Origin of the sequence: Stenotrophomonas lactitubi (assembly GCF_002803515.1) — a bacterium.
GTDB lineage: Bacteria > Pseudomonadota > Gammaproteobacteria > Xanthomonadales > Xanthomonadaceae > Stenotrophomonas > Stenotrophomonas lactitubi.
The window spans coordinates 1,034,130-1,057,518 of the sequence record NZ_PHQX01000001.1 but is presented as its reverse complement, the minus strand read 5'-3'; the positions used below and the strand labels follow the sequence as shown (position 1 = coordinate 1,057,518).

Below are 23,389 nucleotides of genomic sequence, written 5' to 3'. Positions count from 1 at the left end.
GGCAGAGCGCCTTCGGTCCTACATCTCGCGAGCCCCTCTGTGGGCTCGCGCTACTTTGGCGTCAGTACGGCCTTAGCCGCTCAAGCATTGAGCGGGTTGGGTTCGGCGTCACGTTCCGAAACAGTTGCTACCACTCTTGACTTGAGTTAATACATGAACATATGTATTCTTATTCAGATACACCGATGGCCTTTTTCCTCGCCCTGAAGAGGGACCCAGCACTACCTCGCCCCCTCTAAGCGCACTTCGGCAGCAATGCGCCGTGGCCAACCCAATGACCAGGATTGCTGAAGGACGTGCCCATGGAACTTCGTCATTTGCGCTGCTTCGTGGCTCTCGCCGAAGAGCTGCATTTCACCCGTGCTGCGGAGCGCTTGCACATCGAGCAGCCGCCGCTGTCCCGCACGATCAAGGAATTGGAAGACGAACTGGGGGTGCTGCTCTTTGACCGCGATCGGCGGGGAACGCGGTTGACGCCAGCGGGTACCACCTTCCTTCAGGACATTCGCCGGCTGTTCACCAACCTGGAGCAGGCACGAGAAAACGTCAGGGCGATCGCCGCAGGCCTAAGAGGCAGCGTGCGCATCGCCATCTCCGATGGCGCCATCGACCCGCGGCTGTCTGCACTTCTTGCCCTGTGCCGCCAGGAGGAGCCGGAGATCGAAATACGGCTCTCCGAGGTCACCCTGGCGGAACAGTTGCGGGGGCTGCGATCCGGCGACTTCGCGATCGGTTTCGCACACACTGCGGACGTCGGCGACGGACTGGTGACGGAGCCCATCTGGCAGGACCCGCTGGTGGTGACCTTGCCGATCCGGCACCCGTTGCTGGCCCACAAGGAAGTGTCGCTACGTGAACTCGTGAGTTACCCGCTGGTGATGTGCGATCCGCAGCTTTGCGAGGGCTACTGCCGCGAATTGACCCGGCTGCTACATCCCCTGGAGCGCGAGTCCACCATCGTTGAGCATGTCTCGTCGCTGGACATGATGCTCACGTTGGTCGGAGCTGGTTACGGCATCGGCTTCGCAACGGCGACCCGAATCGCGGTATGCCAACGTCCCGACGTGGTGATCCGGCCGTTGGCGCTCGATTCGGCCGTCATCATCACCTACCTGCTTCGGCCCGAAGGCGGTAGCGGACTATCCGTTCCCGTAGAGCGCTTCATCGAGCGTTTGCGTTCGCCAAAGAGCGATTAGCTACGGCGCCTGCGCCACACCCGGCGTCACGCATCGCCCTGAAGGTAGAGGTTGCGCTCCGTGGCCGTCATCAGTTCGGCCGAGCTGATCTTGAGAGCCAGGGAAATTTTTAGAATGAGAGCGAGTGTCGGCATGTGCTCGCCGCGCTCAATCTTGCCCATGTGCGAACGCGCGATCCCCGCCAAGCCCGCGAACTCATCCTGAGCAATCCCCTGATCCAGGCGAGCGGCTCGCACCGCTTGCCCGAACGCCAACGCCGGTGCGGACTCATAGGTGGTTACTCCGGCGGGCCGTCCAGGCCGAATAGTGCGCTTCTGCATTCGCAGAAGCGTCATGGAATCACTGATCTTTAACCACGTTAAAGATATCTCTTTAGTATGATGTCGGTAGATCTTTTCGATCCCCTCCCGCCGCCTCTTTGGGGGTATCCATGCATGACGTCATCAGTCCGCCCCCGAATTTCACACTCGCCATAGCGCCAGGTGTACCGTCTTCACGGCTGTCGGCGCTGCTTGCACTGCAGCGAGCGCAGGAGCCGGGCGTCGCGATGGCCGTGCGTGAAGTTTCGGATCAAGAGTTGATGACGGGCCTGCAGGAGGGCCGCTACGACGCGGGACTATCTCTTAGCGGTGCGGGGGATCACCTGACGAGTAGCCGGAGGCTATGGTGCGAAAGCATGGCCGTTGCGATACCACCGCGGTCCCGCTTAGTTAACCAGGCGAAGCTCACCATCTCAGATCTTCAGGATTATCCAATCTATCGCTGGCGGGTGGAGGCTTGCCCCTTGCTGGACGAGAGGTTGGCCTCCCTCATGCCAGTGGACCAAGAGAACATCCTGTCTGCAACTTCATTCGAGATGATGGCGCTGTGGGTCTCATCCGGCTACGGCATCGGCGTATGCGCGCAATCGCGCATCGAGCGTGCCCATCAATGGGGGATCGGCATGCGACCGCTCGCCGATGGCCCCTACAATATCGTGACGTACCTCCAACGGCCCCACGCGCAAGCCGATTCTGCTGCCAAGCGGTTCGAGCGTAGAGCGCTACAGATTGCTGGGGAAGGTGCAAGGTGATGGGCCTACGGCCGGAAGCGTCATCCCGGCCATAGGCTGACCCGTGGATTAGGTTCCCTCGATCACCACAGCGCTGTCCACTAGCCTACGAACGCTCTGCCGCACATCTTCCGGGACGGGCTGCGGGGCGACGGCCTTGGGCACATCCTCGTGATGCTGGTAGTCGCCCATGATGACCCGTACGATCGCCGGCACGTTGGTCGGCGTGACCGCATCGATGGCGGCGCGATCGCCCAGGTCAGGGTGCGGCTGGGTCAGCATGCGGTAAAGTCCCCAAGAATCCGCGTGCGGGCACTGGTTCATGAGCACCTGGGCCAGCCTGTGTTTGAGCGGCACCAGTTGCCAGTCCGGAACACGCTGTCCCCGATTGCCAAGGCTGATAGCCAGCAACTTTCCGGCTTTCAGTTCGCGGTTGATCTGGTCCTTGGACTTCCCGGCCAGCTTGCCGAACAACGGGACCGGCAGGCTGTTCGGCGACTCATAGATAGCCAGCATTTCCTCGCGCTCGCGCTGGATCGCGGACACTTCCGGCTCTGGGACATGCACCGGAGGCGGCGGCAGATGCGACAGTCTCCGGAACGTGATTCCGCCGCTGCTCGAAGTGACGACAATGGGCGTTGCGACAAGGGACTGCACGCCGGGCACAGGGGGCTCGGCCACGATGGGGGCCGCACCCACCGCCTCTTCCACTTCTGCCATCGCAGGCACCCCATCGATGCGGATGGTCAGGTGTGCGCTCGCAGCTTCTACCTCGCCCTGTTCGAGCAGGTCGAGGCGATCGGCCCAGTCCTGCATCATCCGGCGCCTCGGCTCCACGTATTTGGCGTGGTTGTAGGCCGAGCTGACCTTGTTGGGGTCGGAGTGCGATAGCTGTGCATCCACCCAAATTTTCGGATAGCCGATTTCGTTGAGCGCCGTCGAGATGGTGCCGCGGATGCCGTGCCCGGTCAGGCGCCCCTCGTAACCCATGAGCTGCAAGGCCTTGTTCAGCGTATTTTCGCTGATGCGCTTCTTGAGTTCGCTGGTATGAGCCAACAAGTACTTCTGCGCCGGCCGCATCGCGCTCAGAAGATAGCGCACGATCTCGATGGCCTGCAGAGAGAGGGGCACGATGTAGGGCGGCACGTCCTGCGGCCGCTTACCGGCCTTGCGCATTTCGTCCTGGAGCTGCTTGACGAATTGTGGCGGGATGATCCACAAGCCGCGGTCGAGGTCGAACTGCTCAGGCTCGGCCAGCCGCAATTCGCCCGTCCGCACCCCAGTTAACAACAGCAGCCGCACACCAAGCTGGGTCTGCCAGCCGCGGGGGGTGTAGAGCCGAAGCTTCTGAAGGAACTCGGGCATCTCGGGCAGGTGCAGATAGGGATTGTGGGTCACCGGGGGCTTGGGTTCGGCCACCACATCCAGGTCAGCAGCAGGGTTGACCTCCAAGCCCTCGGCAACGACCAAGGCATAGCGGAACATCTGGTTGAACCAGGTGCGAACCTTCTCGGCGGTGGTGAACGCTTTGCGCTTCTCGATCGCCGCCAGAACTCCCAGGAGCTGAGGGCGGCGAATGTCGTAGATCGACATCTTCCCTAAGGCGGGCAGCACGTCCTTGTTGAAGATGCGCAGAATCTGCGACAGGGTGCTCTGGCGGCCTTCCTTGAGTTCCTTGCGGCGATGCTCGACCCAGGCATCAAAAACGTTCCTAAAGGTGTATTCACCCGCCAATTTGGCCGCGTGCCGGCGCTGGTCACGCTCGATTTGCGGATCAACCCCCCTGGCAAGCAGGGCTTGGGCCTTATCCCGCTCGGCGCGGGCCTCGCGCAAGCTGAGGGCAGGATATCCGCCCAGGGACATACGTTTTTGCTTGCCCAGCCAGTAGTAGCGAAACATCCACGACTTACCGCCTGCAGCAGAGACCATCAGGCCCAGGCAGTCATTATCGGAGAGGGTGTAGCGTTTTCCGGTGGTTCTTGCCTGCCGGACGGTCAGATCAGAGAGTGCCATTTCGAGGCTCCTAAGTAATGACTTAGGCCCTATGCTCGTCATGGTTCCCGCTCAGCCCCAGCAACTATCCGGTAGCCGTCCCACCCGTATTCTTGTGCCTCAATTGGTCACTCAAAAACGGTAGCTGTGGGTGGATTTCCGTGGCGCTCGCTGGAATGGAAAAAGGGGCCGAAGCCCCTTTTTTCAATGACTTACAGACGTCAGTAGAAGTCTGTAGATCATAATTTGGAGCGGGAAACGAGACTCGAACTCGCGACCTCAACCTTGGCAAGGTTGCGCTCTACCAACTGAGCTATTCCCGCAGATTCTCCGACCTGCGTCGAAGGAGCGCTATTGTGTCGAAATTCCTTCACGCCGTCAACAGCCAGCCTACCCGATGAACCCGGCCACGAGACCTCGCCATGTCCGCCTGTTCTGGCTCCTTGTCGCCCTCACCTGGCTGGCGGTGATCGCTGCACTGGTCAATGCAGGCTTCACGCCGGACTACTGGATGTTGCGGCACTTCAATGGCGGAACCCTGCCCTACCCCACCAGCAGCGTTGTCGTGTTCGCGCTGTTGAGTACGGTCGAGCTGGTGATCGCTGCGCTGATCGTGCGCCCCTGGAAGTTCGATCGCTTGTGGCTGCGACTGCTGATCGCCGTCGTGCTGCTGCTGGCGTGGACCTTCCCGTGGCTGGCATCGATGATGCACCAGCCCCCGGTACAGGGAATGCACCTGCTGTGGTTGCTGCTTCTGGACGTGGGGTTGCTGCTGGCGCTGTGCGTGGTGTCGCTGGTCAGTGCGTGGCGGGCATTGGCCAGAAGGAAGCAGGCAGCCCGCGCGCGCTCATAGAGACTCATAGAGAGCGGCGCAGTTACTTCCGGAACTCCACCCGCACGTGCTGGCCGACGCGCGCCTTTGCCGCACTCTCGAACTCCAGCACGCACTCCACCACCTTGGCCACGCCGCGCCCTGCATCCTCCGGCAGCCGTGCCGGTGCGAACACCGGGCTGATGCGGACCACGCGTGCCACCGGCAGCGGCTTGCCCTCGGTGCCATCGCTATCGATCACCACCGTCGCGCGCATGCCCACCTGCACTGCATCGGCATAGGCGGCGCTCAACTCAGCGCGCACCTGCAGGGGCCGCGCCGGCAGCAATGAAATCGCCGGCTTGCCGGCCTGCACGAATGCCCCGACGCCCGGCACCTGGCCAATCACGGTGCCGGAATCCGGCGCGGTCAGCGACATCTGCCGCAGCTTGAGCCTGGCGTGCTCCAGCTTGTGCTGGGCCATCTCGACCTGCGCCCCAGCCACATCGACATCGGCGCGAACGCCAGCCAGCTGCTGCTTTGCCGCGTCGGCCTGCTGGTTGGAAGAGACGCCTTCGCTGGCGCCGGTGGCAAGACGCGTGGCGTTGCGCTCCAGCTCGCGCAGCTGTGCCTGGCTGCCCTTCAGTCGGTCGGTAGCCAGCGCGAGATCGGCGTTGGCCATGCCTACTTCCTGTTCAAGCAGTGCGCCATCCACGGTGAGCAGGACATCGCCCTTGCGGACCACCGCCCCTTCCTTCACCGGCGCGGTGCTGACCGAACCATCCATTGCTGGGACCAGTGCAATCAGGCCGCCTTCCACATCGATGATGCCGCGGGCGACGGCCACCTTGTCCACGCTGGTGGACGTGGATGCGGCCGGCTGTGCGGGTACGGGTGCGTCCTTGCTGCAGGCACCCAGCAGCAATGCCGCGCCCAAGGAGATGCTGAGGGAGAACAACGGCGGCATTCTGGTCATCGGTTGGGCTCTACGGTTTCGTTCTGGCGGCGGTCATCGCGGACCGTGCCGTCTTCCATGGCGATCACCCGATCCGCATGGCGGATCAGGCGTGGATCGTGGCTTACGCACAACACCGTGGCCTGATGTGCGCGTGCATAGCGGTGCAGGATGTCGATCACGCGCTGGCCGTTCTCGGCGTCCAGTGCACTGGTGGGCTCATCGGCGAAGATCAGCGTTGGTGACTTGGCGAACGCACGGGCAACCGCCACGCGCTGCTTTTCGCCGCCGGACAGCTGCGCCGGGCGCATGTGGCTGCGATGCGAGAGACCGACCTCGTCCAGCGCCTGCCGCGCCAGCGGCTCGCTGTCACGGTTGCGCATGCCGCGATAGCCCAACGGCAGCTGCACCTGCTCCAGCGCGGTCAGCGCCGGGAACAGATTGAAGCCCTGGAACACGAAACCAACATGATGCAGGCGGAAGCGCTCCACCTCACTGCGGGTCATATGGCTGACGTCCTGGCCAAGCGCATGCACGCGGCCGCCATCGGGCGTGGAGAGTCCGGACATCAGCGACAGCAGCGTGCTCTTGCCGCAGCCGGAGGGACCCGACACCAGGGTCAGTTCGCCAGGATAGATGTCCAGTGACAGGCCACGCAGCACGGGAACGTGCACATCGCCGGACACGAAGCCCTTTTCCAGTGCGTCGGCACGCAGGGTCGGGGACGTGATGGAGGTGTTTTTCATCGGTCGCCCCTCAACGCAACAGCAACGATGGATCGGAACGGACGACGCTGCGCACCGCCATGATGCTCGACAGCATGGCCATCACCGCGACCAGCGCCACGCAGCCGAGAACCACCATCGGCGTGAGCTGTACCGGCACGCGCTGGGTCTGCGCCGCCAACAGCACCACCGTGCTGAAGGCTGCGGCCAGCAGCATGCCGACGCCGCCGATCAGTACGGCCTGTTCGAACACCACCCGCGCCAGCGCGTAGCGGCCTGCACCGAGCGCGTTGAGCGTGGCGTACTCGCGTACCGACCCGGCCACCACCGCCGCGAAGGACTGGTTGGTGATCACCGCGCCGACGAAGCAGACGATGACCGCCATGAACAGCACCGCGATGCCGGCACCGGTGTCGAACAGCCAGTACTGCTGCGAGCGGCTGGCAAACTCCGGGGCCGTCCAGAATTCGACAGGCGTAGCGCGGCCCGTTGAATCGTTGAGGCGATCGCGCACGCGACCGGCCAGCTCCGGGGATCGCGTGCCCGCCACGAAATAGGTGCTGCCTTCATGCGGGTCGGTTCCGGCGATGGCACGCGCGGTATCCAGTGATGCCAGCACGTTGACGCCGCCAAGACCACGCAGGCCGGGTTGCGCGGCGACCACACGCACGGCCTTGCCGTTGATCCAGGCCTGGTTGCTGCGCAGATCAACGCCCAGCGTGTCCAGGTCGGCGCTGTCGACGATCACCGCCCCGGGTTCGCGCAACTGCGCACGCAGGTCAGGCGAAAGGATGCGCGAGAACATCATCGCGTCGTTCGCCGTCGAGATGCCGGACAGGTACACCGACACGTTGCCGGTACCCTGCGCGCTGGAGCGCCACTCGCCATCGACCCATTCGTACGGCTCGACGCGGGTGACATCCGGGTCCATGCGCAGCCGGCTTTCAACATCCGCGCTGATCGCATGGCCGTAGTTCACGCTCTGCGTACCGGCAAAGCCAGCCCAGACATCGGCGGTCGATGCCTTCACGTAGATCGCAGCGGTGCCGAAGATGCCCAGCACCAGCGCTGCCTGCACGATCAGCAGCACACCGGCGAAACACATGGCCAGCACCACCGGCAGGAACCTGCGCCACTCGTAAACCAGCGTTTTGCGGGCAAGCGCGATCATTGCGCGTCGCCTTCTGGCTCGACCGGCAAGGGTGCGCCGCCCACTGCGCGATACAGCGATGCGAAGGCGAGCACGCGCGCACCCTGCGCACCAATCAGATCGGCATGCGCGGACAACGCCGCACGCTGGCTTTCCAGCCCGTCGAACTCACTGGAGAGGCCAAGCTGCACCTGCCGGGCCTGTCGCGCGACCTGCTGCCGGGCAGTTTCATCGGCCACCTGCAGCGATTGGATGCTGCTGTCCTGGCGGGCCAGGCTGCCCAATGCGCCTTCCACTTCAGCCACGCCTTGCAGCACGGCTTTGCGATAGCCCAGCAACGCCGCATCCAGCTGCTTGTCGTCGGACTGGTAGCGCGCGCGCCGCTGGCCCCAATCCCACAGCGGAATGTCGATGTAGGGACCGATCGATGGGCTGGAATCGGAGTTGGAGCGTGCGTTCTGGGTGAGGTTGTAGGCGTACAGGATGGAGCCGCCCAGGCTCAGTTTCGGGAACATCGCCGCGCGTGCGCTGCCCTTTTCGGCGGTGGCCTGCAGCACATCGGCCTCGGCCAGCAGGATCTGCGGGCGATGGCGTAGCAGATCAGCCGGCACCTGCTGCAGGGTGAAGGTGCTCAAGTGCGGTGGCGTGCGGTAGGCATTCCAGGCCGGATCCGGCCCATCGCGCCCCAGCAGCAGCGCCAGCGCACGCGCGGCGTTGCCTGCGTTTTCATCCGCCTGCGCAATGGCAGCGCGTGTGGCAGCCTGCCGCGCACGCAGACGATCCAGTTCGCCAGGCTCGTCCAGATGCAGGCGCTGCCGCACCAGCCCCAGTTGCTCGCCGCGTGCGTCAACGGCCTGTTGCTTGCCCAACAGATCCGCCTGCGCCTGCGCGACGGAAAGATCCAGATAGCTGCGCACTACATCTGCGATCACCGCCACCTGTGCGGCATTGCGCAGTGCTTCTGCATTTCCGTTGGCCGCCTGCGCGCTCAATCGGGCACTTTCCGCTGCGCCAAACAAGCCAAGATCCCAGATCGCTTCGACACCGGCGTGGAAGTAAGTGTCGACCGCGGCGGCGTCCTGCACCTGCTTTGCACTGGCCGTTATCTCCGGACGGAAGCGCGCATCGGCGGTGCCCGACACCAGACGCACCGCCTGCAGCCGCAGCGTGGCCTGCTGCAGGTCCAGATTGCCGGCGATCGCCTCTTCCACCAGTGCGTTCAAGCGCGCATCGGCCAGCACCTTCCACCACTGCCGCGCATCGACCGCGACGCCCTGCGCAGGGGCGGCTTGATTCCAGACCACTGGAGTGCGATCGGGCAGATCGGGAACCGGCACCGACATGCAACCTGCCAGCATCGTGCTGGTCAGCACCGCCCCGGCAGCTACGATGATGCGCGGGAGCGCGGCATACCGTTTGACGGACGCCGCGGTGAAAGTGAAACAACTGGCCACCCGCCCACCTTCGTGGAGAGAGAAGCCGAGGAGGCTACGCCGCGATTGTGGAGTGGACATGGAGAATCAGTCGGAGCTGCGTTACAGCGCGTATGCGGTGCCTGCATTGCGAACCCTCGGCCTTTCCCCAGCCTTTCACGGGCGCCGCGAAGCTGAACGCTGGACTGTTCGCGGGCGCTGCGGCACATTGGCCTGAACGCTCCTACCGGCAGGCTATACGCTTGAAATTAAGTCCTTGCCGCGCGCTCGGCATCTTCATGGCCGTGCTTGTCGTGGGCACGATGGCGATCTGCCTGGCCACGCCACTGGCATCGAACGCGACCATGCTGCTGATGGACCGCAGCAACTTCATTCCCGCGCAGTCGTCGATCTTTTCCTTCGAGCCCTACGTGATCAACAACGGCTCGTCGAACTACTGGCTGTATGGCCAGGACCGGACCTACTACTACCACTTCACCTACCAGGCCGACGCGCCTTATCTGTACATCCCGCGGAAAAACACCTGCGCCGGCTTCGACCGTGCGGACGTGCGCACCTGGTGCAGTGCGAGCCGGGGCATCCCCCGCTAGCGAGGCTGTATCCGGATGGCGGCGCGCAAAACGAAAAACGCCCCCTTTCGGGAGCGTTCTTCTTGAATCTGGAGCGGGAAACGAGACTCGAACTCGCGACCTCAACCTTGGCAAGGTTGCGCTCTACCAACTGAGCTATTCCCGCAGATTCCGTTCGACCTGCGTCGAAGGAGCGCTATTGTGTCGATATTGCTGCACGGCGTCAACAGGATTCTGCAGCCCTTTTACCGGCCAGCGTTCAGCTTCCGGGTCAGGCCCGAACGCCCCGTCGGTGGAAGTAGATCTGTTCGGCCAGCCGGCGCACCGGGCCGGTACACAGCAGCGCGTCGACCGGCCAGTCCCGCTGCAGATGGTCCATGGCCCAGCGCAGTACGCGCTTGCGGTGAAAGGTGGGCGCCGCCTGTCGCGCCACCTGCTCGGCGGCTGGCCCCTTGCCGCGCCGATGCAGGCCGATTGCATCTCCGACTGCCCAGCCATGCCGCCATGACGAGTGGATGCCGCCGGCCGACAACGGCGAGACAACACCCGCCGCATCACCGGTAAGGATCACGCCCGGCGCAGTGATCGGGCCATCCGGCAACCCGCAGGGCACCAGCCCCGCGCGGGTGCCGGCAGCCTCGGCCGAGCGAGGAAGGCCTACCACGTCGCGCACATGTTCAAGGAAACCCTCGATATCCGGCGAACGGACATGTTCGGGATCGTGGCGCAGCGCCAGCCCCACCTGCACACCGGTAGGATTCTGCGCGGCCCAGCCGATGTAGCCGGGTGCGAAGCGGCGGCTGACGAAGCAGTGCAAGGCGTCGCCTTCCGGCAGCTGCACGCCGGCAAACTCGCGCTCGACGCCGTACAGGTTGTCGCGCACCTGGCCCAGGCCGATGCGCTGCGCGACACGCGATCGTGCACCGTCAGCGCCGACCAGATACGCGGTGCGCCCCACCCCTTCAACCTGCCATGCGTCGCCGTCGCGGCAAGCTCCGGTAAACGACTGCTGGAGCCGCAGGTCCACGCCGCTGGCGCGCAGTTCGCTGGCCAGCCAGCGCATCAGGTTCGGTGTATCGGTGGTGAGGAAGTAGTAGCCCGGTGCGGCCAGCAACACATTGCGCAGGTTCGGTGCGTACAGGCGCACGCGCGCCACGCGCTGCACCAGCTGTTCGGGCATGCGACCAAGCCAGGTGTGCTGCATGGCCTCCTTCACCACGATGCCGGTGGTATGCAGGCGCTCGCCGGGGTCAGCTTTGCGTTCGAGCACGCAGACGCGCAGGCCGTACTGGGCGGCGGCGAGTGCGCAGGCAGCACCTGCAAAACTGGCGCCGACGATGATCACGTCGTAGTCGTAGGCAGCGGGAGTGTGAGGCATCGCGGCATCACCACTTGAGAAGGGAGATGCAGCATCGAGCCTCCGAATGGTGAGGCGATGGAGTGGCGGTGAAGTGGGTATGAAGCGCGCTGGACGCAAACGAAAAACGCCCCCTTTCGGGAGCGCTTTTCTTGAATTTGGAGCGGGAAACGAGACTCGAACTCGCGACCTCAACCTTGGCAAGGTTGCGCTCTACCAACTGAGCTATTCCCGCTTGGGAGGCGAAATTTTACCTATTCCAAGGATTGCGTCAAGCGCTTTTTTTCAGGAATTTGCGGGGCGGCCGACATTGCGTATCCACGCATGGCGTGGATCTACCGCAGACCCACATTCCCGTAGATCCACGCCACGCGTGGATGAGGGATCCCGCGTAGAACGCATACCCAGTAGATCCACGCCATGCGTGGATGAGGGATCCCGCGTAAAACGCATGCCCAGTAGATCCACGCCATGCGTGGATGAGGGATCCCGCGTAGAACGCATACCCAGTAGATCCACGCCATGCGTGGATGGAGGTGTCCCTGGTGTCAGAGCCCTTTCCTGCGGAAAGGGAGCCGACACCGGTAGTTCCTCAGCCGTTGCCCAGCTTCTTCTGCCGCGAACGCTCGCGCGCGGCGCGCTCGTCGTCACGCAGGCTGGGCCAGGCGGCGTGCAGGTACTGCAGGCCCGACCACAGGGTCAGCACTGCGGCAATGGCCAGGGTCCAGTCGCCGATATGGAATACCGGCGGGCCCATCCAGATGTCGTTGATCGGCACGTTGGGCGCCACCGAATACAGCAGGCACAGCAGCGCGACCATCTGCGCAGTAGTCTTGACCTTGCCGATCATCGCCACGCGCACTTTGGCGCGCTGGCCGAGTTCGGCCATCCACTCGCGCAGCGCCGACACCGCGATCTCGCGGCCGACGATCACCGCCGCCCAGAACGCCATCCACGGGGTCGGATGCCCCTGCACGATCAGGAACAACGCCACTGCCACCATCAGCTTGTCCGCGACCGGGTCGAGGAAGGCGCCGAACGCCGACTCCAGGCCGTAGCGACGCGCGATCCAGCCATCGAGCCAGTCGGTGATCGCGGCCAGGCCGAAGATCGCCGCCGATGCGAAGTTGGTCCAGGTGTAGGGCAGGTAGAACACCAGCACCAGCACCGGGATCATCACGATCCGCAACAGGGTCAGCCAGGTGGGCAGGGTCAACGTCATGCTGCTTTATTCTCTCTCTACTCGGCCGGATCCGGCGCGGCCAACCCGTGCAGGTTAGCGTAGATGCGCGCCGCGAGGGCGTCATTGATGCCTTCCACCTTGGCGATTTCCGCTTCTCCGGCGGCTTTCAGGCCGACCAGGCCGCCGAAATGCTTCAGCAGGCTGGCGCGCCGGCGCGGCCCGATGCCGGGGATGTCTTCCAGTTTGCTGGTCATCCGGGCCTTCTGCCGGCGCCCGCGATGGCCGGTGATGGCGAAGCGGTGCGCTTCGTCGCGCACCTGCTGGATGAACTGCAGAGCAGGATCGGCCGCACCCGGGCGCAGTTCGCGACCATCGGGCATCACCAGGGCTTCGTGGCCGGCACGGCGTTCCACCCCCTTGGCCACACCCACCAGCAGCACGCCTTCCACGCCCAGATCGGCCAGCGCCGCCTGCGCCTGTGCCAGCTGGCCGGCGCCACCGTCGATCAGCAGCACGTCCGGCAGCACGCCCTGCTCTTCCACGGCGCGGCGGAAGCGGCGGTCGATGGCCTGGCGCATCGCGGCGTAGTCATCGCCCGGCTCGATGCCGCTGATGTTGAAACGGCGGTACTGCGCGCGCACCGGGCCGGCGGCGTCGAACACCACGCACGAGGCCACGGTGGCTTCACCCATGGTGTGGCTGATGTCGAAACATTCCACTCGCTTGACCGGTTCGGCCAACCCCAGCATTACCCGCAGTGCTTCGCTACGGGCGTGCTGCGCGGTGCGGCTGTTGATCTCGGTCGCCAGGGTCAACTGCGCGTTGCGGCTGGCAAGTTCCAGGTAGCCGGCGCGCTCGCCACGGACGTTCCACTTCAACTGCACCTTGCGCTCGGCCGAGGCCGACAGCGCCGAACCAATCAAGTCGGCATCAGGAATTTCGCGGTCGAGCAGGATCTCGCGCGGTGGCTCGAATTCGATGTAGTACTGCGAAACAAAGGCCGCCAGCACTTCGTCCGGACTTTCCTCGCCGTTGGTGCGGGGAAAGAACGGACGGGTGCCCAGGTTGCGACCATCACGGAAGGCCAGCAGCATCACGCAGGCCTGCGAGCCCTGCATGGCTACCGCCAACACGTCCAGGTCGGCCGCACGGCCGTCCACGTACTGGCGGGTCTGCATGCTGCGCAACGACGTGATCAGATCACGCAGGCGCGCGGCCTGCTCGAATTCCAGCGCCTCGCTGGCGGCCTGCATCTGCTCGCCCAGCTCCCGGGTCAGCTCATCGCTCTTGCCCTCCAGGAACATCGCCGCGCGGCGCACCGACTCGGCATAGTCTGCGGCCGGCACCAGTTCCACGCAGGGCGCGCTGCAGCGCCCGATCTGATACTGCAGGCAGGGCCGCGAGCGGTTGCGGAACACGCTGTCTTCGCAGCTGCGCAGCTTGAACAGCTTGTGCATCAGGTTCAGCGTCTCGCGCACCGCGGTGACGCCCGGATACGGCCCGAAATAGCGCCCAGGAATGGCGCGCGGGCCACGATGCAGGGCGATGCGCGGCCAGTCCTCGCGGGTCAGCAGCACATGCGGATAGGTCTTGTCGTCGCGCAGGGATACGTTGTAGCGCGGCGACAGTGATTTGATCAGCTGGTTTTCCAGCAGCAGCGCTTCGGCTTCCGAGCGCGTCACGGTCACGTCCATGCGCACGATCTGCGAGAGCATCGACATGATGCGCGCGTTCTTCGGACTGCCGTTGAAATAGCTGCCTACGCGGTTGCGCAGCGCACGGGCCTTGCCGACGTACAACAGCGTATCGTCGGCCGCGTACATGCGGTACACGCCCGGGGCGGTACTCAGCTGGGCCGCGAATGCCTTGCCATCGAAGGACGGGACGGGAACAACGGTCATTCGCTGATCGGCACTTCGCTGAGTACGCCGCTGTCAGGGTCCAGACGCAGTACGGTGTGGGAATCTGTCTCGGCGATCCATACGGCACCGGCACCGACGGCCAGGCCGGCCGGGCCGTGCAGGCGCCGCGGCAATGGCTGGGTGGTCAGTTCGCCGCCGCCCAGGCGCAACGTGCGCAGGCGGCCATTGCCGGTATCGGCGATCCACAGCAACGGCGCATCCGGGCTCAACGCGATCGCCTGCGGGAACTGCAGGCTGGCCTGCGCGCGCGGGCCATCGTCTTCACCGAAACGCCAGGTGCCCTGCCCGACCAGGGTCTGCACCAGATCGCCGCGCAGCTGCAGCGAACGGACCGAAGACCCCAGCGCGTCGGCCACGTACAGCACCTGCTGGACCACGGCCACGGCGGTGGGCTGGGCGAACGCGGCCAGGTGGCCACTGCCGTCGCGCTCGTCGATGGCGCCGCTGCCGGCACGCCACTGCAGGCTGCGCTGGCCGAGGTGATAGCTCCAGATGCGGTTGTCGCCGGCCATGGCGATGTGCAGCTGGTTTTCGGCGATGGCCAGGCCAACCGGATGATCCAGCGACACCTGCCGAGGCTGCGCCACCGGCCCTTCCTCGGGAGCACCCGGACGACCGTTGCCGCACAGGGTGTCGACCAGGCCGGTCAGCAGGTTGATGCGGCGCACGGCGTGGTTGCCGGTGTCGGCCACGTACAGCGACTCGCGCTCCAGCGCCAGCGCCTGCGGCCGGTGGAAAGCGGCTTCGGCGAGATTGCCGTCCATGAAGTCGGCGGTGCCCAGGCCGAACTGACGCAGCACACGGCCGCCATGACTGCATTCCAGAATGCGGTGGTGGCCACTGTCGGCGATGTACAGCCGTTCCTGGTTCACGGCCAGCCCCATGGGGAATCGCAGCGCCTGGCGCGGCTCGGGGTGCAGTTCGCTGCCGCCGCGCGAAGGGGCCGACGGCGCACCCTCGCAAAGGGCATTCAGGGCCCGCTCCAGCTCGCCGGGCACGCCCTGGCCGATCAATCGCTGCTGTTCGCGCCCCTGCGCGTCCAGCAACACCATGGTCGGCCAGGCGGTGACACCGAAGCGGCGCCATCCATCCCAATCGGCATCGAGCAGCACCGGCATGGTCAGGCCCTGGCGGCGCAGCAGTTTCAACGCAGCCGTGGCATCACGCTCGAAATCGAAACGCGGTACCTGCAGCACCAGGGGTTGCAACTTGCCGGGGTGGCGTGACAGCCACTGGCTGAACTCGGCCAGCCGTTGCGCGCTCCACGCGGAAGCCGCGTTGACGAACAACAGCGCGACCGGCCGGCCACGCAGTTCGGTCAGGGTGCAGGGCGCGGCATTGAGCCAGGCGGCGAACTCGGGCAGGTCCGGGACGGGCTGGATGTTCATGGCCCGATTATGCCGGAGTGGGCGTGATGCAACAGGCGTGCCACGGTACGTTCGGCAGCGGCGTCGACCAGCGACCAGACCTGCTCGAAATGATCACTGCCACCGGTATAGGGGTCGGGAATCGCGCGTTCGCCCTGCCCGCCCGACCACGGCAGGTACAGCGCCAGGCGCTCGCGCTGGGCGGCGGTGGCAAGGCGCGCGGCATCACGCAGATTGGCCTCGTCGGCGCACAGGATCCAGTCGAAGGCGTCGAAGTCCTGTGGCTGCAGCTGCCGCGCGCGCAAGCCGCCGAGGTCCACGCCATGCCCGGCTGCGCACGCAATCGCACGCCGGTCGGGTGGCTGGCCCACATGCCAGTCGCCGGTACCGGCCGAATCGACCTGCACCCGCCCGGCCAGCGCCGAGGCATCCAGGCGGGCGCGCAGCGCGCCTTCGGCCATCGGCGAGCGGCAGATGTTGCCGAGGCAGACGACCAGCAGCTTCATCGCGCCGCCATCGCCTGCAGCAGCGTTTCGGCGCGCCGCAGGTCTTCAGGGGTGTCGATGCCCGGCGGGAAGGGTTCAGGCGAGATCGCCACGGCGATCGGGTAGCCCGCTTCCAGCACGCGCAACTGCTCCAGCGATTCCACCTGTTCCAGCGTGCCCGGCGGCATCGAGGCGAACTGCTGCAGGAAGCCGGCTCGGTAGCCATAGATGCCTATGTGGCGCAGCCACTGGTGGCCCTCGGGCAGGGTCTCGCGGCTGCGGGCGAAGCCATCACGGTGCCAGGCGATCGGCGCACGGCTGAAGTACATGGCCTCGTTGCGCACGTTGCGCACCAGCTTGACCACGTTCGGGTCGAACAGCGTGTGCGCGTCCTCGACCGGCGTGGCCAGGGTCGACATCGGCGCGCTGCCTTCCACCAGTGCCGCTGCCACGGCGCGGATGCCGGCGGCGGGTGCGAACGGCTCATCGCCCTGCAGGTTGACCACGACGGTGTCATCCGCCCAGCCGGCGATGCGCGCGCATTCGGCCAGGCGATCGGTGCCGGAGGCATGCGAAGCCGCGGTCATCGCCACCTTCACTTCTTCCAGGCCGGACAAGGCGTCGGCAATGCGCTGGTCGTCAGTGGCGACCCATACCTCACCCGCGCCGGCCTGCAGCGCGCGGCGGGCCACATGCAGCACCATGGGCTCTCCGCCCAGCAGGCGCAGCGGCTTGCCCGGCAGCCGCGAAGCGGCGTAGCGGGCCGGGATGGCAACAACGAAGTCGGTCATGCGGGCGGTACTCGGCAGGCGCGATACAGCAGGAATGCGGCCGGCGGCGTGCATTTGCAAGCGCCGCACGGCCCCTCAGTTCGGTCGCAGCTTGTCCAGGCGATCGGTCAACGCGATCCAGAAAGCAGCGGGCATCTCGGCACGCAGCGGCACGGCGTACTGCCAGTCGTTGGCGAACGCGCGGCACTTCACGGCATCCTTTTCGGTCATCAGCACCGGCAACTGGCTGCCAAAGGACAGGTCCTGCGGCTGGTAGGCGTGATGGTCGGCGAAGGCATGCGGCACCACACCGATCGCACGCGCGCGCAGCATGTCGAAGAAGCGCTGTGGATGGGCGATGCCGGCCACGGCATGCACGCGCTGGCCCGCGAAGTACGAGAGCGGACGCGCCCGTCCACCAGCCAGTGGTTGTGCACTGTCGATGTTCAGGGCCATCGGCCATTGGCCGAAGCCGCAGGCCTGGGCAGCCGTCGCTTCATCCGCCTGGCCAAGGTTGACCACACGGAAATCGCATTCGGCGGCGCGGCTGACCGGCTCGCGCAGTGGGCCGGCCGGAATCATCCGTCCATTGCCATAGCGACGCTGGGCATCGACCACCTCGATTTCGATGTCGCGCGCCAGCCGGTAGTGCTGCAGGCCGTCATCGCAGACGATCACGTCGCAGCCGGCGGCGATCAGCGCCTTGCCCGCCGCCACGCGATCGCTGTCCACGCGTACCGGCACGCCGGTTTTCCAGGCGATCAGCACCGGCTCGTCACCACCAAGGGCCGTCGGCGTATCGGCTTCCACCCAACGTGCCTTGTCCGCTTCTTCGCGGCCATAGCCGCGACTGGCCACACCGGGCTTCCAACCCGCTGCGCGCAGGCGCTCGACCAGGGCGATGGTCAGCGGCGTCTTGCCGGTGCCACCGGCGGTGATGTTGCCGACCACGATGACAGGCACAGCCAGTGCATGGCGCTTGCGCCAGCCACGCCGGTACAGGCGCCGGCGCAGCGCGGTGACGCCAGCGTACAGCGGTGCCAGCAATCGCATCGGCCACGGAACCGGGCTGCCGTCATACCAGTACGGCGGGGTCTGGGTACCTTTGCCCGCCATCAGTCCTGCCTTTCGCGGAACTGCATGTTGTGCAGGTGCTGGTACAGGCCACCCATCGACAGCAGTTCCTGATGGGTGCCACGTTCAACGATGCGGCCATGGTCCATCACCAGCACCTGGTCGGCATGCTCGATGGTCGACAAGCGGTGCGCGATCACCAGCGTGGTGCGCTCGGGCATCAAGCGCTGCAGCGCATCCTGCACCAGGCGCTCGGATTCGTTGTCCAGCGCCGCGGTCGCCTCGTCCAGGATCAGGATCGGTGCATCGCGCAGGATCGCGCGGGCGATCGCCAGGCGCTGACGCTGGCCGCCGGACAGCAGCGCACCGTTCTCGCCCACCGGCGTCTGCAGCTGCTGCGGCATGCGTGCGATGAACTCCCAGGCATTGGCCGCTTCGGCCGCAGCGCGGATCTGCTCGTCGGTTGCATCCATGCCGTAGGCGATGTTGGCCGCGATGGTGTCGTCGAACAGCATCACCTTCTGGCCGACGATGGCCACCTGCCTGCGCAGATCGGCCAGCGGATAGTCATCCAGGGCGACGCCGTCAAGCAGGATGCGGCCACCGTTGGGTTCGTAGAAGCGCGGTACCAACCGGATCAGGCTGGTCTTGCCGCTGCCGGAACGACCGACGATGGCGGTGACCGTACCCGGCCTGGCAACGAAGCTGATGTCGTCCAGGGCGATGCCGCTGTCTTCGCGGTAACGCAGCATTACGTGCTCGAACGCCAGTTCGCCGCGTACGCGCTGCACCGCATGCTTGCCGTCGTCGCGCTCGACCGGCATGTCGATGATGCCGAACAGGCGCTCGGCAGCGGCCACGCCGCGCGAGATCGAGGTCTGCACGCTGGTCAGCCGGCGCAGCGACGGAATGATGGCCATCATCGAGGTCATCAGGCCCATGAACTGGCCCGCATTGAGTTTGCCGGCCAGTGCCTCGCGGGTGGACACCCAGACGATGACTGCCAGCGCCAGCGCCGCCAGGAACTGGACCACGCTGGAGGCGGCCGCGCGGGTCACTTCCACCTTCATGTTCAGTGCCAGCATGCGGTTGGCCAGGCGCGAGTAACGCGAGATCTCGTGCTGCTGGGTGCCGTGCACCTTCACTTCCTGCTGCGCGGCCAGCGACTGCTCGGCAGTCTGCGCCATGGTGCCCATGCCGTCCTGGATGCCGCGGCTGATACGCCGGTAGCGCTTGCCCACGTAGGAGACGATCACGCCGATCAGCGGCACCACCACCAGCATCGCCAGGGTCACCTTGACGCTCATCTGCAGCATCACCGCCAGCATGGCGATGATGGTCAGGGTATCGGCGACCACGGTCTTCAGCGCGTCGGCACTGGCCTGGGTGACCTGTTCGGTATCGAAGTTCAGGCGGCTGACCATCACCGGCGTCGCTTCGGCGTCGAAGTGCGAGGACGGCAGGTGCAGGTACTTCTGCAGCACCTGTTCGCGCAGGTCGCGGACCACGCTGCGGCCGGTCTTGGCCAGCGTGTAGTCGCTGACCCAGGTCGCCACGCTGCGCATCAGGAACAGGCCGAGGATGGTGAGCGGCAGCACCACTGCCGCGCGGGGCTGCGGATCGACGAAGCCTTCGTTGACCAGCGGCTCCATCAACTTGGTGAAGTGATAGCCGGCCAGCGCTTCGACCACCATCGCGATGACCGCGCCAACCATGAACACCCAGTAGGTGCGGGTATAGCCCAGCAGACGTTTGTAGATCGGCCACACTGGCGCGTGATGGGAACTCATGGACGCACCTCTGGCGCTGTTGCAATGGCGATACGACGGAAGCCGAGCTGGCCCAGCGCATCCTGCGCGGTGACCACGGCCTGGTAAGGAGCGCGTGCGTCGGCACGCAGCAGCACGGTCTGTTCGCGATCGCTGCCAGCGACGGCGGCGATCGTCTGCTTGACCGACCCGACATCGCTGCGCAGTACTTCCTGATCGTTGACGAAGTAGCGACCGTCAGCGTTGATCAGCACGCTCAGCGAGCGCGGCGGCTCGTTGGTCTGCTGCTGGCTGGCGGTCGGCAGCTGCACCTGCAGGGTTGATCGCGCATCGAAGGTGGTGGTGACCACGAAGAAGATGATCAGCACCAGGATGACGTCGATCAGCGGGACAAGATCGATATGCGGTTCATCCTGGGACCGGTCGTTGCCGATACGCATCGATCAGGCCTTTGCCGTGGCGGCGGAGGACGCGCGCGCGGCAGGAGCCGGGGTCATCACCCCGGGGCGGCCATCCAGCGTATCCAGCAATGCACTGGCTTCCTGCTCCATCTCCACCACGTAGCCGTGGATGCGGCCCTTGAAGAAGCGGTGGAACATCAGCGCCGGGATCGCCACGATCATGCCGGTGGCGGTGCACACCAGCGCCTTGCCGATACCGCCGGCAAGCTGGTTCACATCACCCACGCCGTGGTCGAGGATGCCCAGGAACATCTGGATCATGCCGACCACGGTGCCGAGCAGGCCCAGCAGCGGGCCGGCCGAGGCGATGGTGCCCAGCGCGTTGAGGAAACGCTCCATGCGGTGCACCAGGTGGCGACCGGTGTCTTCGATGCGCTCGCGGATCTGGTCGCGCGGGCGGTTGCGCGCTTCCAATGCGGCGGCCAGCAGGGCGCCCAACGGTGAATTGGCCCGCAGGGTCTGCAGGTGCGCCGGGTCGAGCTTGCCGCGCGCGGCCCAGTTGCGCACTTCCTGGCCCAGGCCAGGCGGCAGCACCTCGTTACGCCGCAGGGACCAGAAACGCTCCAGGACGATCGCCAAAGCCAGTACGCCCAACAGCAGCAGCGGCACCATCGGCCAGCCACCGGCCTTGACCAGTTCCCACACGTTTCAACCCTCCGGCCCAACGGCCGCTTGTTCGATCGGCGATAGGATAGCAGCCGACCGTGCCCGCCCAGCGGCATCCCACCACCGGGCTGCGTGGATACGCTGTTCACGCAGCTGCAGGCCTTGTGCGCCAAGCCATATGCGGATCGCGCCGGACTCGGCGGTGGACAGCACTTCGGCGCCGGCCGCCTGCCAGCGCTGCACCACGTCACGCTTCGGGTGGCCAAAACGGTTCTGGTGCCCGGCCGAGACCAGCGCCAGCTGCGGCGCCACCGCCTTCACCCAAGCCCCAGTGGAGCTGCCTCCGCTGCCGTGATGGGGCACCAGCACCACGTCCGCACGCAGCGCATTGGCAGCGCCCTGCAGCAGGGCCTGCTCGCCCTGCCGGCCGATGTCGCCGGGCAGCAGCACCACCCCGTGTGTGCCGGCAACCCGCAGCACGCAACTGGCCTCGTTGTCGGCGCCCTTCGCGGGAACTGCAGGCAAAGCGGGCGGGTGCAGCACCCGGAAATCCACCCCGTCCCATTGCCAGCGCAGCCCCGCTTGGCAGGTGCCGGCACTGGCAATCGCACTGCCCCGTGGCGCCAGCACCTGCAGACCCGGCAGCTGCCGGCGCAGCGCTGCAAGGTTGCCGCTGTGGTCCAGGTGGTCGTGACTGATCATCACCCGCGCCGGCGGCACCTGTCCCAACGCGCGCAACGTCGGCAGCAGCATCCGCTCCTCGCCTTCGCTGCCTGCGGGCGGGCCGACGTCGTACCAGAGTGCGTGGTGGGCGGTCCGCAGCAGCACCGCCGTGCCCTGGCCGACATCGTGCACCACCAGTTCCAGCTCGCCCTGCTGGGGCGCCGATCGTGCCGACCACAGCAACGGCAGGCACAACAATGACCCGGCGAGCACCGCGCCAGCACCACGTGGCAACAGCCACCAGAACACCCCCAGCAACGCCGCCGGCAGCGCCCAGGCGGGCCCCTGCGCCAGCCACCACATCGCCTGGGGGTGCTCGGCCAACGGCTGCATCAGCTGCCAACTGGCATCGAACACCCAGGCTGCCGCGCGCCAGGGCCACTGCCCTGCTCCGCTGCGCAGGGCCTCCAGAGCGGTTCCCAGCAGAGCCAAAGGCACTACCAGCAGGCTCCACAGCGGAATGACCGGCAGGTTCACCAGCGGCCCCAGCCGTGCGGTGCCGCCAAACAGCGCCACTGCCAGCGGCAGCAGAGCGACGCTGGCCACCCCCTGTCCTGCCAGAGCGCCGCGCAGCATTGCGGCGAACCCCTTCGGCCGTCCCTGTGGCAGGCACCACAACAACCACAGGACGCCGCCGAAACTGAGCCAGAAGCCCGCAGACAGCACCGACAGCGGGGCCGGCAACAGCATCGCCAGCGCGGCAAGCGCCAAGCCCTGTGCCACCGTCACCGGACGGCGGACGACACGCGCCAGAGCGACCACCGCGATCATCAACGCGGTGCGCACGGTCGGCAGCTCGCTGCCCGCAACAACGGCATAGCCGGCCGCTGCCACCGCCGCCGCGCAGGCCGCCGCCTGCGGTCGTGGCCAGAACCCGGCAAGCCCCGGCCAGGATCGCCAGAGAACAGAACACAGCAATGCGGCGAAGCCTGCCGCCAGACCGACATGAAAGCCGGAAATCGCGATCAGATGGGTCAGGCCCAGCGCGCGCAGCTGCGCCCAGTCGATATCGGACAGGCCACGCGTATCGCCCAGCGCCAGAGCCTGGATGAACCGCGCCGAGGGATGTGCGATCTGCCTGGCGATGGCCGCACTGGTGCGCTCGCGCCAGGCGGGCAGACCATGTGCAGGACGCAGCTGCCGCGTAGTGTGGGCATCACGCACGTTGCCACTCGCTGCCAGCCCACGCAGCAGCGCATGCCGTTCGCCATCGAAGCCACCCGGGTTGATGCGTGAGCGTGGCGGTCGCACGCGTAGTGACAACTGCCAGTCCGCGCCAGCGTGCAGGCGATGTCTCTGATCAGTCCCGGCGTCGGCCGGCCCGCCCCGGGGCGCGTGCCAGAGCACCTGCAGCCGCTTGCCACGCAGCGTCGGTATCGCATCGGACGCATCGACCCGGAACTCGAACCGGGTGTATCCAGGCGCTTGCTTCGGCAGGTCGACAACCTGACCCCGGACAAGCACATCCTGCGCAGCAGCACCGGCCGGCAGCTGCGCCTGCAGTGCCCAATACCCATGGCAGCACGTCCAGGTCAGGCCGAACAGCAGCGCAGCCGCCGCGCGCCCGCGCCAGCGCAGCACCCAGCCCAGCGCAGCCACGGCGGCGGCCGGAACAGATGCCCATAGCGGTGGCAACGCCGGCAACAGCACGCAGGCCAACGCGCCAATGACCAGAGCGGCAGCGCATGCGGGGCCCAGCAAGGGCGACGGAGTCCGGTCGACAACCATCGCCACAGCGTGCCGAGGAGCAGCCTCACGCAACCATCAGGCAACGCCGTGTGCTTCTGTCA

General features: G+C 66.0%; 21 protein-coding genes and 3 tRNA genes. 4 read left to right on the top strand and 20 right to left on the bottom strand.

Annotation, left to right across the window (positions count from 1 at the left end; all coding sequences use genetic code 11):
• Positions 1-302 precede the first annotated feature (302 nt).
• Positions 303-1,196 (top strand): LysR family transcriptional regulator, encoded by an 894-nt coding sequence (locus CR156_RS04995; RefSeq protein WP_003821171.1) that lies wholly within the window; start codon positions 303-305, stop codon positions 1,194-1,196.
• A 26-nt stretch (positions 1,197-1,222) separates the two neighbouring features.
• Here CR156_RS04995 and CR156_RS04990 read toward each other — a convergent pair whose 3' ends face one another.
• Positions 1,223-1,516 carry a helix-turn-helix domain-containing protein gene (locus CR156_RS04990; RefSeq protein WP_003821173.1) on the bottom strand — a complete coding sequence of 98 codons (294 nt, stop codon included), beginning with the start codon at positions 1,514-1,516 and terminating at the stop codon, positions 1,223-1,225.
• Between the two features lie 110 nt (positions 1,517-1,626).
• Here CR156_RS04990 and CR156_RS04985 point away from each other — a divergent pair, with 110 nt between their 5' ends.
• A complete protein-coding gene (locus tag CR156_RS04985; protein ID WP_023110687.1) occupies positions 1,627-2,268 on the top strand; it encodes a substrate-binding domain-containing protein in 642 nt (213 codons plus the stop codon).
• A 48-nt stretch (positions 2,269-2,316) separates the two neighbouring features.
• Here the strand turns inward: CR156_RS04985 and CR156_RS04980 are convergent, their stop codons facing one another.
• Positions 2,317-4,260 carry a tyrosine-type recombinase/integrase gene (locus tag CR156_RS04980; protein WP_017642575.1) on the bottom strand — a complete coding sequence of 648 codons (1,944 nt, stop codon included), beginning with the start codon at positions 4,258-4,260 and terminating at the stop codon, positions 2,317-2,319.
• Between the two features lie 226 nt (positions 4,261-4,486).
• Positions 4,487-4,562: transfer RNA gene (locus CR156_RS04975), tRNA-Gly, on the bottom strand.
• 74 nt (positions 4,563-4,636) lie between these two features.
• On the opposite strand from CR156_RS04975, the gene CR156_RS04970 reads away from it, so the two are divergent.
• On the top strand, positions 4,637-5,092 hold the full coding sequence (locus CR156_RS04970; RefSeq protein WP_100552105.1) for a hypothetical protein: 456 nt from the start codon (positions 4,637-4,639) through the stop codon (positions 5,090-5,092).
• 22 nt (positions 5,093-5,114) lie between these two features.
• Here the strand turns inward: CR156_RS04970 and CR156_RS04965 are convergent, their stop codons facing one another.
• From CR156_RS04965 to CR156_RS04950, 4 genes are read right to left on the bottom strand one after another with little or no spacing between them, the layout of a single operon-like run.
• Complete coding sequence (locus CR156_RS04965; RefSeq protein ID WP_100552104.1) at positions 5,115-6,026, bottom strand: HlyD family secretion protein; 912 nt, start codon at positions 6,024-6,026, stop codon at positions 5,115-5,117.
• Positions 6,023-6,751 (bottom strand): ABC transporter ATP-binding protein, encoded by a 729-nt coding sequence (locus CR156_RS04960; RefSeq protein ID WP_100552103.1) that lies wholly within the window; start codon positions 6,749-6,751, stop codon positions 6,023-6,025. The genes CR156_RS04965 and CR156_RS04960 overlap by 4 nt, the downstream gene beginning before the upstream one ends.
• A 10-nt stretch (positions 6,752-6,761) precedes the next feature.
• Positions 6,762-7,901 carry an ABC transporter permease gene (locus tag CR156_RS04955; protein WP_100552102.1) on the bottom strand — a complete coding sequence of 380 codons (1,140 nt, stop codon included), beginning with the start codon at positions 7,899-7,901 and terminating at the stop codon, positions 6,762-6,764.
• A complete protein-coding gene (locus CR156_RS04950) occupies positions 7,898-9,238 on the bottom strand; it encodes a TolC family protein (RefSeq protein ID WP_331273729.1) in 1,341 nt (446 codons plus the stop codon). Before CR156_RS04950 ends, CR156_RS04955 begins: the two co-directional genes overlap by 4 nt.
• A 317-nt stretch (positions 9,239-9,555) precedes the next feature.
• On the opposite strand from CR156_RS04950, the gene CR156_RS04945 reads away from it, so the two are divergent.
• On the top strand, positions 9,556-9,903 hold the full coding sequence (locus CR156_RS04945) for a hypothetical protein (RefSeq protein ID WP_243381705.1): 348 nt from the start codon (positions 9,556-9,558) through the stop codon (positions 9,901-9,903).
• Positions 9,904-9,972: 69 nt separating this feature from the next.
• Here the strand turns inward: CR156_RS04945 and CR156_RS04940 are convergent.
• The 13 genes from CR156_RS04940 to CR156_RS04880 form a co-directional block, all read right to left on the bottom strand.
• Positions 9,973-10,048, bottom strand: a tRNA-Gly gene (locus CR156_RS04940).
• Between the two features lie 105 nt (positions 10,049-10,153).
• Positions 10,154-11,260 (bottom strand): NAD(P)/FAD-dependent oxidoreductase, encoded by a 1,107-nt coding sequence (locus CR156_RS04935; protein WP_100552100.1) that lies wholly within the window; start codon positions 11,258-11,260, stop codon positions 10,154-10,156.
• Positions 11,261-11,398: 138 nt separating this feature from the next.
• A tRNA-Gly gene (locus CR156_RS04930) sits at positions 11,399-11,474 on the bottom strand.
• Between the two features lie 357 nt (positions 11,475-11,831).
• Complete coding sequence (pgsA, locus tag CR156_RS04925) at positions 11,832-12,461, bottom strand: CDP-diacylglycerol--glycerol-3-phosphate 3-phosphatidyltransferase (RefSeq protein ID WP_100552099.1); 630 nt, start codon at positions 12,459-12,461, stop codon at positions 11,832-11,834.
• Between the two features lie 17 nt (positions 12,462-12,478).
• Entirely contained in the window at positions 12,479-14,323 is a 1,845-nt protein-coding gene (uvrC, locus tag CR156_RS04920) for an excinuclease ABC subunit UvrC (RefSeq protein WP_100552098.1), read from the bottom strand.
• Positions 14,320-15,732 carry a hypothetical protein gene (locus CR156_RS04915; protein ID WP_100552097.1) on the bottom strand — a complete coding sequence of 471 codons (1,413 nt, stop codon included), beginning with the start codon at positions 15,730-15,732 and terminating at the stop codon, positions 14,320-14,322. The genes uvrC and CR156_RS04915 overlap by 4 nt, the downstream gene beginning before the upstream one ends.
• Entirely contained in the window at positions 15,729-16,217 is a 489-nt protein-coding gene (locus CR156_RS04910) for a low molecular weight protein-tyrosine-phosphatase (protein WP_100552096.1), read from the bottom strand. The genes CR156_RS04915 and CR156_RS04910 overlap by 4 nt, the downstream gene beginning before the upstream one ends.
• Complete coding sequence (gene kdsB / locus CR156_RS04905; protein ID WP_100554078.1) at positions 16,214-16,987, bottom strand: 3-deoxy-manno-octulosonate cytidylyltransferase; 774 nt, start codon at positions 16,985-16,987, stop codon at positions 16,214-16,216. Before kdsB ends, CR156_RS04910 begins: the two co-directional genes overlap by 4 nt.
• A gap of 75 nt (positions 16,988-17,062) precedes the next feature.
• Complete coding sequence (gene lpxK, locus CR156_RS04900; protein WP_100552095.1) at positions 17,063-18,082, bottom strand: tetraacyldisaccharide 4'-kinase; 1,020 nt, start codon at positions 18,080-18,082, stop codon at positions 17,063-17,065.
• Positions 18,082-19,830 carry a lipid A export permease/ATP-binding protein MsbA gene (msbA, locus tag CR156_RS04895; RefSeq protein WP_100552094.1) on the bottom strand — a complete coding sequence of 583 codons (1,749 nt, stop codon included), beginning with the start codon at positions 19,828-19,830 and terminating at the stop codon, positions 18,082-18,084. The genes lpxK and msbA overlap by 1 nt, the downstream gene beginning before the upstream one ends.
• Positions 19,827-20,249: an ExbD/TolR family protein gene (locus tag CR156_RS04890; RefSeq protein ID WP_100552093.1), complete on the bottom strand. Its 423-nt coding sequence runs from the start codon at positions 20,247-20,249 to the stop codon at positions 19,827-19,829. The genes msbA and CR156_RS04890 overlap by 4 nt, the downstream gene beginning before the upstream one ends.
• 3 nt (positions 20,250-20,252) lie before the next feature.
• On the bottom strand, positions 20,253-20,915 hold the full coding sequence (locus tag CR156_RS04885; protein ID WP_025875219.1) for a MotA/TolQ/ExbB proton channel family protein: 663 nt from the start codon (positions 20,913-20,915) through the stop codon (positions 20,253-20,255).
• 3 nt (positions 20,916-20,918) lie between these two features.
• Positions 20,919-23,327: a DNA internalization-related competence protein ComEC/Rec2 gene (locus tag CR156_RS04880; protein ID WP_100552092.1), complete on the bottom strand. Its 2,409-nt coding sequence runs from the start codon at positions 23,325-23,327 to the stop codon at positions 20,919-20,921.
• Between the last annotated feature and the right edge of the window lie 62 nt (positions 23,328-23,389).

Bases quoted from the DNA above. Each gene is read 5' to 3' on its own strand.
- CR156_RS04995 (WP_003821171.1), top strand. From the start codon at position 303: ATGGAACTTCGTCATTTGCGCTGCTTCGTGGCTCTCGCCGAAGAGCTG.
- CR156_RS04990 (WP_003821173.1), bottom strand. From the start codon at position 1,516: ATGCAGAAGCGCACTATTCGGCCTGGACGGCCCGCCGGAGTAACCACC.
- CR156_RS04985 (WP_023110687.1), top strand. From the start codon at position 1,627: ATGCATGACGTCATCAGTCCGCCCCCGAATTTCACACTCGCCATAGCG.
- CR156_RS04980 (WP_017642575.1), bottom strand. From the start codon at position 4,260: ATGGCACTCTCTGATCTGACCGTCCGGCAGGCAAGAACCACCGGAAAA.
- CR156_RS04970 (WP_100552105.1), top strand. From the start codon at position 4,637: ATGAACCCGGCCACGAGACCTCGCCATGTCCGCCTGTTCTGGCTCCTT.
- CR156_RS04965 (WP_100552104.1), bottom strand. From the start codon at position 6,026: ATGACCAGAATGCCGCCGTTGTTCTCCCTCAGCATCTCCTTGGGCGCG.
- CR156_RS04960 (WP_100552103.1), bottom strand. From the start codon at position 6,751: ATGAAAAACACCTCCATCACGTCCCCGACCCTGCGTGCCGACGCACTG.
- CR156_RS04955 (WP_100552102.1), bottom strand. From the start codon at position 7,901: ATGATCGCGCTTGCCCGCAAAACGCTGGTTTACGAGTGGCGCAGGTTC.
- CR156_RS04950 (WP_331273729.1), bottom strand. From the start codon at position 9,238: ATGCTGGCAGGTTGCATGTCGGTGCCGGTTCCCGATCTGCCCGATCGC.
- CR156_RS04935 (WP_100552100.1), bottom strand. From the start codon at position 11,260: ATGCCTCACACTCCCGCTGCCTACGACTACGACGTGATCATCGTCGGC.
- pgsA (WP_100552099.1), bottom strand. From the start codon at position 12,461: ATGACGTTGACCCTGCCCACCTGGCTGACCCTGTTGCGGATCGTGATG.
- uvrC (WP_100552098.1), bottom strand. From the start codon at position 14,323: ATGACCGTTGTTCCCGTCCCGTCCTTCGATGGCAAGGCATTCGCGGCC.
- CR156_RS04915 (WP_100552097.1), bottom strand. From the start codon at position 15,732: ATGAACATCCAGCCCGTCCCGGACCTGCCCGAGTTCGCCGCCTGGCTC.
- CR156_RS04910 (WP_100552096.1), bottom strand. From the start codon at position 16,217: ATGAAGCTGCTGGTCGTCTGCCTCGGCAACATCTGCCGCTCGCCGATG.
- kdsB (WP_100554078.1), bottom strand. From the start codon at position 16,987: ATGACCGACTTCGTTGTTGCCATCCCGGCCCGCTACGCCGCTTCGCGG.
- lpxK (WP_100552095.1), bottom strand. From the start codon at position 18,082: ATGGCGGGCAAAGGTACCCAGACCCCGCCGTACTGGTATGACGGCAGC.
- msbA (WP_100552094.1), bottom strand. From the start codon at position 19,830: ATGAGTTCCCATCACGCGCCAGTGTGGCCGATCTACAAACGTCTGCTG.
- CR156_RS04890 (WP_100552093.1), bottom strand. From the start codon at position 20,249: ATGCGTATCGGCAACGACCGGTCCCAGGATGAACCGCATATCGATCTT.
- CR156_RS04880 (WP_100552092.1), bottom strand. From the start codon at position 23,327: ATGGTTGTCGACCGGACTCCGTCGCCCTTGCTGGGCCCCGCATGCGCT.